This is a genomic window from Haloactinospora alba, from assembly GCF_006717075.1.
Taxonomy (GTDB): domain Bacteria; phylum Actinomycetota; class Actinomycetes; order Streptosporangiales; family Streptosporangiaceae; genus Haloactinospora; species Haloactinospora alba.
In genome coordinates this window covers 166,975-179,497 of record NZ_VFQC01000001.1, presented here as the reverse complement: position 1 = coordinate 179,497, position 12,523 = coordinate 166,975, and the positions used below count along the sequence as shown (strand labels likewise).

The window sequence follows — 12,523 nt, the reverse complement described above, 5'->3', positions numbered from 1 at the left end:
ACGGGCCGCGGGAGGACGTACATGTTCAACATCGGAGTAAGCGAGTTCATCGTCCTCGGTGTACTCGGACTCCTGGTCTTCGGCCCGGACCAGCTGCCCAAGGCTGCGGCGCAGGCCGGGCGGATGCTGCGCCAGTTGCGCAGGATGGCGGACAGCGCGAAGAGCGACCTGCAGGAGGGGCTGGGTCCGGAGTTCTCGAACCTCGACGTGCAGGACCTCAACCCGAAACGTTTCGTCCAGAAGCACTTCTGGGAAGCCGACGACGAGGAGTCGCCGGGTAAACGGGCCACGTCCCAACTGAACGGGAAACGCCCCCCGTTCGACGACGAGGCCACCTAACAACGCGGCCACCCGGCCCCGTCCGGCGGCCGCGTCCTGCGGCGGCATCCGCGGACGACCCCGGAGGCTACCGGGAGTCATGGTTCGTGTACCGCAGGCGGCCGCGATTCACCCCGGAAGCACGGCTCGCTCTCGCATGCCGTTCGCGCGCCCGGAAGGCAGACCGTTTTCCGTCCGGAAGCGCCGCACCCGACACGTCCGGGGTCCCGGTTCCGCCTGGCCGGATGCTGCTCAGCCGAACATGAGGGCCAGGAACAGGCCCAGGGCGAGCACGACGACCGAGCCGACCATGACGGTGGAGGGGCCGACCGTGAGCACGAGGACCTCGGCGAGGATCGTCCCGAGCACGGCGGCGGTGGGCCACGGCCAGCGGGCGGCGGGGGGCCAGCCGTTGCGCCGTTCCCGGTACACCGTCGCCAGCGCCGCCAGGGCGAGCGCCGCCCAGAACCCGACGTGGGCGAACGCCCGGACGAGGGGGGACACGGCCTCGGCCCAGCTTCCCACCGCCATGACGAACAGTACCGTGACGACGAGCAACCGCCAGGGCCGCTGCTGCCGCAGCGCCGGGATCTGCTTGCTCCTCGCGCGTGTCTGCCGGTGGAAACGCGCGGCCGCCACCGGCTCCTCCCGCCGCTCGTCCTCCCGTTCGGGTTCGGACGGGCGTGGTTCACCGGGCGGAGGGACGTCGGGGTAGTGGTACCCGCCCGTGGCGTGTGTCGGCGGCGGGTACTCGTAACCGCGCCCGGACTCGCCACGGTTCCGGGGGTCGTAGCCGCCGGGGGTGTGCGCAGTGTCCGACACGGCGGAGAACCTCCCTCTCGTCGAGGGTGTGGGCGGTAGGACGGCAGTGGCGTCCTACCCGCCCGACCGGTTGGGGAACCACCGTGGCCGGGGCAGCGGGTGCTGGTTCCCTGCCTCGGCCACGGGCCGGTTCCCGGACCGGCGCATCGGAACTACTGCTGCCAGCTCCAGCCGGTGTCAGCCGACGTGGTGGTGGGAGCGGATGCGCCCTCCGCGCCAGCGGGCAGGGCAGCACCGAACAGCGCCGCTACGGAAATTGCCGCTATCGCACAGATTCTCGTGAACACAGCGCACCTCCTGGTGTTGCGTGCCTGGCCCTTCAACGATGACGGATCGGACAGACCACGCACAAGACAAGTTTCGGATTTTAATGGCCATGAGTGCCAAATATTACTCATAGCACAAAATTTCGCTCTCAACAGTAACAAAAGTACCGAGCGCACCGAACACGATCATGCCTTCTGACCTGGAAAAATGTGACTCCACTCGCGAACCTCCCCTCGGTGTTCGCGGGAATTCGCAGGAGACACCGGGGGTAACCGAAATCCAACCAAACGGTCAGACAATCCCGTGCCCAAATGAAACGTACCGCACGTCGGGGGCAGCTGTGTCACATAATCACAAAAAACCGGTACTTTCGCACTGTCACCTCTTGAAATGTGCAGGGACAGTGCAGTACAGGAGCCCCTTCCCACCGCAGGCGTGACGGCCACGGACGCCCGGGTTCGTTCTCCGGCGTCATTGTACTTCTCCACTGTCCGCGTCGCGCTCGGTACGGCGGTTCGGGCCCGGCGCGCGGATGGTCGCCACCCGATCAGGCGGCGGGTGCGGGAAACAGGGCGCCGCTGCCGGCGCACGATCCGGCAGTACCGACGAACGGGCGCCCGGCCCCGCGGAGGTTCCTTCCCCACCGGGCCCAGGGCCGCTCGCGGCCGGCGCACGATCCGGGACGGCTGCGCGGCGCCCGCCGCGCCACCAGCGGCCCGCCCCGCAAGACCGCGCGTGGCACCCGCCGCGCGCCCGCGGCCGCCAACGGAACGGTGCCACCCCCACCAAAACCACGGAAACCACCCTTACCACACACAAGGGAAAATTCCGTAATGCTGCCATTAAAGCGTTCTTCCGCGCCTCGCATACCAATTGTTCTTTTATCCGAAAGTTGAAAACGGAGAACTTTCCTGGCTAGACTGCGCCCGGCAGGATCGAGGTAGGAATATTTCCGGGTTGCAACCCCGAGTTTCCAGACCACCAGAAAACAGCCGCAGGAGGACCGAAACAATGGCCAACGAATCTGATTCCCGTCAGCAAAAGATCGAGTCCGACTTCAAGGTTCTCGATTCCAACGGGAACGGCTACATCGAGGCCAATGACGTGCACCGGGTGTTCAGCTCGCTCCTGGACGAATTCGGCTACGAGAGCAACAGCCCGAAAGCCCAGGAGCTGGACAGCAACCTCGAGGACCTCTGGAGCACCATCAAGAGCTCCGTGGACTCCGACGGGGACGGCAAGGTCAGCAAGGACGAGTACATCACGTTCTGGATGAACGCCGACGAGTCGGAGATCCGGTCCTACACCGACGCGATCACCAACGCCCTGTTCGACATGGCCGACACCAGTGGTGACGGCAGCATCTCGGAGCAGGAGTTCGCCAAGTTCGCCAAGGCGCAGGGACTCAAGGGCGACTCCCACTCCGTGTTCCAGGAGCTCGACACCAACGGCAACGGGAGCCTTTCCAAGCAGGAGTTCGCCGACCTCGTCTCCGACATCTACAGCAGCGAGAGCACCGGCCGCGAGAGCGCCCTCGTCGGCATGTAGAACCAGGACATCGGAGCGGAACGTTTTGATGGTTCCCGATGCTCGACAATGCCGGGAAAGGCGCCCGCCCGGAAAGGGCGTCTTTCCTGTGGCGCCCTCTCCGTGACGCACCGGAGCGCATCGCGCCACGAACCTCTCCCCCGGCGGACAGAACGGTGCACCTTCTCCCCCGCACCCCCGCGTTCTTTTTCCGGAACCCGGCCGCTCCAGACATTTTCCGCACGAGGGCGCGACCCGCGGGGGCAAACCGGACGGAAACAAAGAATTGTCGGGACGCATCCCCTGCCCGAATTTTCCACAAAAAACGCGTCAGAATAACGCAGAGACAAGGGCGGACTTTGAGCGAGACAATCACGGGGACCGACTCGGTTCCCGAATCGTACGAGTATCTTTCTACTCTGATCGAGCACCTCACGGGGCTCGACATGCACTTCGGTTTCTGGTCGGGAGCGGAGGACGACGCTTCCATCGAACAGGCCACCGCCCGGTTGACCGACATCGTGATCGACCGGCTCGGCGTCGGCCCCGGTGACCGCGTGCTCGACGTGGGATGCGGCAACGGCGGACCCGCCGTGCGTATCGCGGAGACCACCGGGGCGGAGGTGGTCGCGGTCGACGTCAATGAGGCGGCGCTCCGGCGGGGAGAGTCGCGCTCGGCCGCGAGCGGGACCGAGGCACTGGTGACGTTCACCCACACCGACGCGCTGTCGCTCCCCCACGACGACGACACCTTCGGCGCCGTCCTGGCGTTCGAGTCCACCCCCCACTTCGAGCTCGATCCCCTGTTCGGCGAACTCTCCCGCGTACTGCGCCCCGGCGGGGCACTCGTCATCGAGACACCCTGTCTGCCCCCGCAGTTCCCCGAACCCGACTCCCCCTCCGTGCGCAGGTACCTGGACCTGCTCCAGGCGCGCAAACTGCACACGGTGGACGAGCTCACCGCCGCCGTGTCGGGGGCCGGACTGGAGACACGGTCCGCGACGGACATCACCGGCCACACGAACAGGTCCTTCCACGAGCTGACCGACCGGCTACGGGAACACAGCCAACAGCTCCACGACACGTACGGGAGCTCCGGGCTCGACGAACTCGTCGAGATCTTCGGCCACTGGGCGGACCTGAACATCGGCGGCCACATCATCGAGGCGCGGAAACCGGCCACCACCACGGTGGCCCGCTGACACCGGACGCGACCGTGCTCCGCCGCACCACGCGGAAGGGCGAACCGCCACGGGTTCCACCCGCCTGCGCCTACCCCGCGCCACGGTGTTCTTCGGGTTAGCCGCCGACGACCCCACCCGCGCCGTCGTTCCCAGCGGCGCGAACACCGGAACCCGCACCGGCCGCATCGCGGTGCGCTCCAGCGGCACGTTCGCCGTCCGCACCGGGAGCGGCCTCTAGGTCCTGTTTTTGGGCGCTGTTCGTCGCGAGCGGCGTCTCCGGTGCCGCCCGGCACGGCCGGTCAGGGAGGCGGAGCGGACCCTCCGTCGACCGACGAAAACGCCGCCGGGCGGTGCCCTGGGGCGGCGCGCAGCAGGACAAGCGTCCGAAAACAGGACCCAGGCCGCCCGTCACCACTACTTCCGCCTGCTCCAACGGGCAGACGGACACGCCTACACCGCACGGAAGGAAGCCCCGGAAATCTGATGAGTGACGTAACGGTTGTCGGCACTGGCGCGATGGGCAGCCGTCTCGCGACAGCGCTCCTGGACGCGGGACTGGACGTCGCGGTGTGGAACCGCACTCCCGAACGGGCGTTCGCGCTACGGGAGTACGGGGCCACACCGCACGAGTCGCTGAGCGAGGCCACCGGAGCCAGCCCGGTCGTCGTACTGACGATCCCGGGGTACGACGCCGGACACTCCGTCCTCTCCTCGGTGAGCCCAGAGCTGCGGGGGCGCGTCGTCGTCCAGTCCGCCTGCGGGACACCCGACGACGTCGCCGGCACCGAGAGGCTGGTCGAGTCGGCGGGCGCGGGTTACGTCGAGGCCGTGTTCCTGTGCTACCCCGAGGAGCTCGGAACGGGGGCCTGCAACATCCTCTACGCGGGGGACGAGTCCGCCTTCCGCCGACTCAGCGCCGTGACGGAGGCGCTCGGCGGAGCGACGTACCTGGGTGGCGACACCACGCTGGTGAACACGTACTACGCGCTCGCGATCACGTTCTACTACGCCGTCGTCAACGGAACGATCGAGTCGGCCTCGCTGGCGCGTTCCCGCGGCCTGCCGCTGGCGGCGTTCAACCACGCGGTCCGGCTCGCCCTGGGAAACATCGACGCGGTCGCGACCGACGTCGCCGCGCACGTCCACGCGGGCGAGCACGGGGATTCGCTCTCCCCGCTCAGCATCCACCACGAGACGTTGGAGAGCACTGCCCAGCTGTACACCGACCACGGCATACCCGACTCGCTCCTGCACACCATGCGCGACCGGGCCCATGCGGGAGTGGCGAACGGACACGGGCACTCCCACATATCCGTCCTGTCCGAACAGCGGACCGACGGCGCGCAAGCGGCGGCGCGCGGGGCCGGAGAGGGGGACTCGTGACCGGTGGGCATACTCTCCTCGGGGACTGGGCCCGGGCGGCCCCGGAACGGACCGCGCTGGTCCAGGGCGACCGCTGTCTCACCTACTCCCAGCTCGACGCCGCCTCCGACCGGTTGGCCCGCGACCTGCGCGCCGCGGGCGCGGGCGACGAGAGCGTCGTCGGTCTCCACCTCGACCGGTCGGTGGAACTCGTCATCGCGGTCCTGGGCATCTGGAAAGCCGGCGCGGCCTACACCCCGCTGGTTGGGGACGACCCCCGCTCCCGGCGGATGACCGTCCTCTCCGACACCGGGTGCTCCCTGATGGTCGTGGCCCAGGAACACGTCGACCCCGACCTCGCCGCGAAGCTGCGGGTTCTCGACGTCCGGAAACCGTGCAGCGCCGAGCCGTACCACCACGGCGACGTCAGCGGGGACCAGCTCGCCTACGTGCTGTACACCTCGGGGTCGACGGGAGCCCCGAAGGGCGCCCTCGTGGAACACCGCGGGGTGGTGAACCTGGCCCGCGCCCTCGCCGAGGAGTTCGGCGACCTCGACGGCGCCCGGGTGTTCCAGTTCGCTCCGGTCACGTTCGACGCGTGGGTGTGGGAACTCGCGATGAGCGTGCTCAATGGCGGCACGCTCTGCATCCCCGAAACACGCGGCGAGCTGTCGGGAGCGGAGCTCGCCCGCCAGTTGCGGCTGTACGACACGACGCACCTGTCCGCCGCCGCGTCGCTGCTGCGGTCACTGCCCGTCGAGGACCCCCCTCCCGTCCGGACGCTGGTCTCGGGAGGGGAGCCGCTGGCACGCGAACTCGTGGAGCGGTGGGCCGACCGCGTCCGGGTGTTCAACGCCTACGGCCCCACCGAGGTCACCGTGGGAGCCACACTGGCGCGGTGTTTCCCGGGCGAGCCGAAACCGGCGATCGGACGCCCGCTGCGCGGGGTGGCGGTACGTCTGCTCGACGAGGCGGGAGCGCCGGTACCGCCCGGGGCGGCCGGAGAGATCCACCTCGGCGGGGTGCAGGTCGCCCGGGGCTACCTCGCACGCCCCGAGCTGACCGCCGAACGGTTCCACGCCGGCCCCGACGGCGACCCGCCCGGACGATGGTTCCGGACAGGCGACCTGGCCGTGTGGCGGCCGGACGGACAACTCGATTTCGTCGGACGGGCGGACCGCCAGCTCAACGTGCACGGTTTCCGCATCGAACCGGTCGAGGTCGAGCACGCGCTCTGCCGCCACCCCCGGGTGACCGCGGCGGCCGTCACGTCCCGCAGCGACGCGGACGGTGCGCAGCAGCTGGTGGCGTACCTGCACACACCGGGAGGTGAACAGCTCCCCGTCCCCGAGCTGCGACGTGTCGCCCGCGAGACCCTCCCGGCGCACATGGTGCCCTCGGTCTACGTGGCTGTCGCCGGCCTGCCGCTGACGGCCCACGGAAAGGTCGACCACTCGGCGCTTCCGGAACCGGGGTCGCAGCGTCCCCCGCTCGGCTACGACTTCGTCCCGCCCCGCGGGGAGACCGAGGAGCGGATGGCGCGCCTGTGGGAGCGGCTGCTGGGGGTCACGGGCATCGGCGCCGACGACGAGTTCGCCGACCTCGGGGGGACGTCGATGCACCTCGTCCAGCTCCGGAAGGAGATCCAGCAGCTGTGGGGAGTCCCCCTCCCCCTCAGGGACCTCTCCCGGACACGCACGGTGCGGCGGCTGAGCGCGCACCTCGACTCGACAGAACCGACGGCCTCCGAACAAACGGCGTCGAACGGCCCCGCGATCAGGGCCGCGCGGCGCGGTGTCACCGCCCGTATCCGCACGCGACGCCAGTCAGGACCAGACTCATGACCAACGAAGACAGCCTGGAACTCGCGATCGTGGGGATCGCCTGCCGCTATCCCGGCGCCCCGGACGTCGAGAGCTACTGGAACGTCATCAGCGAGGGACGGGAGGCGCTGTCCCGCTTCACCCCGGAGGAGCTCACGGCCGCGGGGACCGACCCCGACCGGATGCGGCACCCCGGGTTCGTCCCCGCCGGAGGGGTACTCCCCTCCGGGGAGTACTTCGACTCGGGATTCTTCGGGTACTCCGCCCGGGACGCCGCCACCATGGACCCCCAACAGCGCATCTTCCTCGAGTCGGCGTGGCACGCTCTGGAGGACGCGGGGCACGCCCCCGACGCGTTCGACGGTGCCATCGGCGTCTACGCCGGACAGAGCATCGGGACCCACCGCGACCGCGACCTGGGCAGTTTCCTCGGCACCGCCGACCAGCTGCTGCTGTCCGCGGACGACAAGGACTTCCTGTCGACCCGTGTGGCGCACAAGCTCGGACTCACCGGCCCGGCCCTCACCGTCCAGACCGCGTGCTCCACCTCCCTGGTCGCCGTGCACACGGCGGGCCAGGCGCTGTTGCACCACGACTGCGACATGGCGCTGGCGGGCGGGGTCTCCTGGAGCCCGCTGCGCCGCCACGGCTACCTCCGCGAAGCCGGCGACGTGTGGTCCGCGGATGGCCGCATGCGACCGTTCGACGCCGACGCGTCCGGGTACGTGCCCGCCGACGGGCTGGGCATCGTCGTGCTCCGGCGGCTCGCCGACGCGCTCGACGACGGCGACCGCGTCTACGCGGTCGTCAAGGGCAGCGCCGTCAACAACGACGGCTCGGACAAGATCAGTTTCTACGCGCCCAGCGCCGCCGGGCAGCAGCAGGCGGTCACCACCGCGTTGGCGACCGCCGACACACCGCCGGAGACGATCGGATACGTCGAGTCCCACGGGACCGCCACCGCCCTCGGGGACCTCGTCGAGTTCTCGGCGCTGTCCGAGTCCTACCGGACCAGGCAGCCGCACACCGGGCACCGCGGCCTCGGGTCGGTCAAGGCCAACATCGGCCACACCGACGCGGCCGCCGGTGTCGCGGGGGTCATCAAGACCGCGCTCATGCTCCACCACCGGTTCGTGCCGGCCTGTCCGACGTTCTCGACCCCCCACCCCGACCTCGACGCCGGGTCGAGCCCGTTCACCCTCGATCTCACGGCCGGCCCCTGGCAGCAGGGGCCGCATCCGCGCCGGGCCGCGGTGAACTCCTCCGGTATCGGCGGCACCAACGCCCACCTCGTCCTGGAGGAGGCCCCGCCGCGGCCGGAGCCCACCCCCGGGTGGCCCTGGCAGCTGGTCTGCCTCTCGGCTCGGGACCAGGATGCCCTGTCGCGCAGCCAGCGGGAGTTCGCCTCGGCGTGCGCGAAACGGCCCGACACCGACCTGGCCGACATCGCCGCGACGCTGTCCTCCGGACGGGCCTCCCTGCCCGAACGCGCCTGCGGCGTGTTCCGCGACACGGGACAGGCGGCGCGCACGTCCGAGCACCCCTCCGGGAGCTGGTGGTACCGGGGCGAGTCGTCCCTGCCCGCACCGGAACAGACGGTGGTCATGTTCCCCGGTGCCGGCCCGCAGTACCGCGGGATGGCCCGGGACCTGTACGCGCGGACGCGTGTGTTCGGCGAGTGCGTCGACGAGTGCCTGGCCGCCCTGCCCGAGGGCCTCCGCGACAGCGTGCGCGAGGCGGTCCTGGCCGACGACACCACGGTCAACGGCCCCCTCGAGGAACCCACCGTCGCGATGCCGGCCCTGTTCATCACCGAGGTGGCCACGTTCCGGCTGCTGCGTTCCCTCGACCTGGCCCCGACGGCGCTGTTGGGGCACAGCTTCGGTGAGTACGCCGCCGCCCACGTGGCGGGCGTGTTCACGTTGGCCGACGCGCTCTCGGTCCTGGTCCGGCGCGCCGAGCTGCTGGCGACGCACGCGCCGGGGGCCATGGTCAGCGTCGCCGCCTCCCCGGAGAAGGTGCAGGAGTTCCTGGACGACGACACGTCCGTGGCGGCGGTCAACGGCCCCGAACTGTGCGTGGTGTCCGGCGTGGCACGGGCCGTGGACGCGCTGGCGGACCGGCTGGAACGGTACGGGACGGAGTGCCGGCGGCTTCCGGTGTCCCTGGCCGCGCACTCACCACTCGTCGACGCCGCGCTGCCGGAGTTCCGAGCGCTGCTGGAGACGGTTCCCCTGCGGCGGCCGGACGTTCCGGTGGTGTCGAACCTGTCGGGCCGCACGGTCACCGATGAGATCGCCCGTCCCGAGTACTGGGTCGCCCACATGCGCGAGCCCGTCCGGTTCCGCGACGGGCTCGAACACATCTTCTCCTGGCGCAGCACCGCGCTGGTGGAGGCGGGTCCCGGGAGCACACTGGCGGACCTGGCGCGCGCCCAACGGACGGACCCCGCCCACCGCGTGGTGGCCACCGGCCGGGCTCGCGGCGACAGCCGGACCGACGACGCGGTCTTCCTCGAGGCGGTGGGCCGCCTCTGGAGCGAACGGGCGGGAATCACACCGTCCCGGCTGTTCGAGGGGCAGCGGCGCCGCCGCACCCCCGTGCTCCGGTACGGGTTCACGCCCGAGTACCACCCCTGCCGGGGCGGCGCCGGGCAGAGCCCGGCGTCGGGTCCGGCGCCGAGTCCGGCCGGGGAAACCTCGCCCACCGGGCTCTACGGGGTCTCGTGGGGGCGCGTCGTCGCGCCGAGGCGGGCGACGGCGGTCCGAGCGGACCGGTTCCGCTGGGTCCTGTTCTCCGACGGGTCGTCGACCGCCCGGCAGGTCGGCGACACTCTCCGGAAGCACGGCGCCGCGCACACCGTCGTGATCGGCGACGGCGCGTTCCGGTGGTTCTCCGACGAGCGGGTGGGGATCGACGGGGCCTCTCCCGAGCACCACGCGGCGGTCCTCGACAGGGCCCGGGAGTCGGGGCTTCCCCTGCGGGTCATCGACTTCCGCGCGGCGCAGGACGATCCGGCCCTGCGGGGACTGCGCGGGATCGCCCACGGACTGGGGCAGGACGCCACCGCGGACGGGTTGTGCGTGGTTACGCGGGGAGCCCACAACGTGACCGGTGCCGAACGGCTCTCCCCCCACGCCGCGGGCGCCGCCGCGGCCGCCCGGACCCTGACGGCCGAGCTGGGAGTGGTCACGCGCCATGTCGACCTCGACCCGCACCCGTGCGGGCCCGCGTCGACGGAGGCGGCGTGCACCGCCGTGCTCCGCGCGTTCGACCTCCCCTCCCGCGAGGACCCGGTCGTCCTCCGCGGCGGCCACCGGTGGCAGCGGCGGTTCCTGCCGGTCAGCGCGCAGGCGGACACCGAACCGGCGGTGCGGACCGGCGGAGTGTACGTCGTCACGGGGGGTCTCGGAGGTGTCGGTGCGCACCTCGCCGAGCACCTCGCGCGCGGTTACGGCGCCAGGCTCGTGCTCGTCTCCCGCAGCGCGGAGGACGACGAGTCGTCCTCCGCCCGCGGCCACGGGACGGCGTGGTACCACCGCCTCGGGACCGACGTCCTCGTGCGGCGCGGGGACGTCTGCGACGCGGACCGCATGACCGCGGTCCTGCGTGAGGCGGTCCAGCGCCTCGGTCGTGTGGACGGGGTCGTCCACGCCGCCGGGACCCCGTCCGGCGGACTCGTGCAGTTCCTCGGGGACGCCGATGTCCACGCCGGTCTGCGGGCGAAGCGGGACGGAGCGCACGCGATCACCTCGGCGCTGCTCAGGGCCGAGGTGCGGCCGGACTTCGTCGTCCACTTCTCCTCGTTGGCGGCGTTCGCCGGCGCCCCAGGGCTGGCCTGCTACTCGGCGGGCAACGCCTACCTCGACGCGTACGCGGCCCAGCTCTCCCGTGAGTCGGGGACCAGGACGCTGTCGGTCAACTGGGACCGGTGGCGCGGCGTCGGCATGGCCGAGGGGATGGAACAGCGCCACCGCGAGGTCACGGGTGAGTCCCTCACCGGGGGGATGCGGCCCACGGACGCGCTGCGGGCGTTCGACGCCGCCCTGGCGGACGCGGCCGCGGAACAGGTGGTCGCCTCCGCCGAGCATCCCGACCGCCTCGTCCACCCGGCCACCGACGGTTCCGCACCGGAGGAGGCCGAGCCTCCCTCCCGCACGGCGGCACCGGACACGGCGACCCCCTCCCCACCGGAGAGCTCCTCGCGTGAGGGCACGGAACAGTGTCTGCTGCGGGTCTGGGAGGACGTGCTCGGTGTGTCGGGGATCGAGGTCCACGACAGTTTCTTCGACCTCGGGGGGCACTCCCTCACCGCGCTTCAGGTGACGCGGCAGTGCCGGGACCGGTTCGGCATCGAGCTGACCGCGCGCACCCTGTTCACCGAACCCACGATCGCCGGGCTCGCCCGGGTCCTGTCCACGGGGGGAACCGCATGAACCCGCAGCCTCGGAACTGGTTCCGCTCGTGGAGCCCCGCGGACAGCGCCGCCTCGTCACGCCTGGTCTGCCTGCCCCACGCGGGCGGCACCCCGGACTACTTCCGGTCCTGGGGCGGGTCCGCACCGAGCGGTGTCGAGCTTCTGGCCGCCTGCTACCCCGGGCGCCAGCACCGGCTGGACGAACCGCACCCCCCGTCGCTGGAGGCACTCGCCGACGACATCGCCGAGGCCCTGCGCGCGCTTCCGCCGCTGCCCGTCGTGCTGTTCGGGCACAGCATGGGCGCGGCCGTGGCCTACGAGGTGGCCCGGCGCCTCGAACGGGACAGCGGGGAGGACCCCCTCCTGCTCGCCGTCTCCGCCCACGGCGCGCCCCACCACGCGTGGCGGTCCCGCATCACCGACGACACCGACCTCCTGGCCGAGGTGCGGCGGCTGGGCGGCACGGATGCCGACGTCCTGCGCGACCCGGAGATGCGCGAACTCGTCCTGCACCCGCTCCGGTGCGACTACAGGCTGCTCGAGGCGTACGCGCCGCCGCGCCCCGTTCCAGTACGCGGACCGATCGCCGCCTACGTCGGGCGCGAGGACCCGAGGGTCACGGTCGAGGACATGCGGGGCTGGTCCTCCTACACGAGCAGCGACTTCACGCCGGTCGCCCTGCCCGGCGGGCACTTCCACGACCCGACGACCGCGGACACGCTGGTCGGGGACCTCACCACCAGGACCGCGCACCTACGGCGGGCCGGTGCGCCGTCACGCTAGGTCCGGCCGGACGGGCGCTG

The 12,523-nt window shown here is 71.1% G+C and carries 10 protein-coding genes; 8 read left to right on the top strand and 2 right to left on the bottom strand.

The features are described 5' to 3' along the window. Positions 1-21: 21 nt before the first annotated feature. Positions 22-339 (top strand): sec-independent translocase, encoded by a 318-nt coding sequence (locus FHX37_RS00845; RefSeq protein ID WP_141921572.1) that lies wholly within the window; start codon positions 22-24, stop codon positions 337-339. Between the two features lie 231 nt (positions 340-570). Here the strand turns inward: FHX37_RS00845 and FHX37_RS00840 are convergent, their stop codons facing one another. After that, positions 571-1,140: a hypothetical protein gene (locus FHX37_RS00840; RefSeq protein ID WP_141921571.1), complete on the bottom strand. Its 570-nt coding sequence runs from the start codon at positions 1,138-1,140 to the stop codon at positions 571-573. Between the two features lie 152 nt (positions 1,141-1,292). Further along, positions 1,293-1,427 (bottom strand): hypothetical protein, encoded by a 135-nt coding sequence (locus tag FHX37_RS23800; protein ID WP_281288261.1) that lies wholly within the window; start codon positions 1,425-1,427, stop codon positions 1,293-1,295. A 991-nt stretch (positions 1,428-2,418) separates the two neighbouring features. On the opposite strand from FHX37_RS23800, the gene FHX37_RS00830 reads away from it, so the two are divergent. From FHX37_RS00830 to FHX37_RS00805, 7 genes are all read left to right on the top strand, one after another. Then, positions 2,419-2,955: an EF-hand domain-containing protein gene (locus FHX37_RS00830; RefSeq protein ID WP_141921569.1), complete on the top strand. Its 537-nt coding sequence runs from the start codon at positions 2,419-2,421 to the stop codon at positions 2,953-2,955. Positions 2,956-3,293: 338 nt separating this feature from the next. Beyond that, positions 3,294-4,136: a class I SAM-dependent methyltransferase gene (locus tag FHX37_RS00825; protein WP_170181471.1), complete on the top strand. Its 843-nt coding sequence runs from the start codon at positions 3,294-3,296 to the stop codon at positions 4,134-4,136. Positions 4,137-4,221: 85 nt separating this feature from the next. Then, positions 4,222-4,356: a hypothetical protein gene (locus tag FHX37_RS23795; protein ID WP_281288260.1), complete on the top strand. Its 135-nt coding sequence runs from the start codon at positions 4,222-4,224 to the stop codon at positions 4,354-4,356. Between the two features lie 245 nt (positions 4,357-4,601). Next, entirely contained in the window at positions 4,602-5,501 is a 900-nt protein-coding gene (locus tag FHX37_RS00820; RefSeq protein WP_141921567.1) for an NAD(P)-dependent oxidoreductase, read from the top strand. After that, positions 5,498-7,324: a non-ribosomal peptide synthetase gene (locus FHX37_RS00815; RefSeq protein ID WP_170181470.1), complete on the top strand. Its 1,827-nt coding sequence runs from the start codon at positions 5,498-5,500 to the stop codon at positions 7,322-7,324. The genes FHX37_RS00820 and FHX37_RS00815 overlap by 4 nt, the downstream gene beginning before the upstream one ends. Continuing rightward, positions 7,321-11,739, top strand: coding sequence for a type I polyketide synthase (locus tag FHX37_RS00810; RefSeq protein WP_141921565.1), 4,419 nt, complete (start codon positions 7,321-7,323; stop codon positions 11,737-11,739). The genes FHX37_RS00815 and FHX37_RS00810 overlap by 4 nt, the downstream gene beginning before the upstream one ends. After that, positions 11,736-12,503 (top strand): thioesterase II family protein, encoded by a 768-nt coding sequence (locus FHX37_RS00805; protein WP_141921564.1) that lies wholly within the window; start codon positions 11,736-11,738, stop codon positions 12,501-12,503. The genes FHX37_RS00810 and FHX37_RS00805 overlap by 4 nt, the downstream gene beginning before the upstream one ends. Positions 12,504-12,523: the final 20 nt, after the last annotated feature.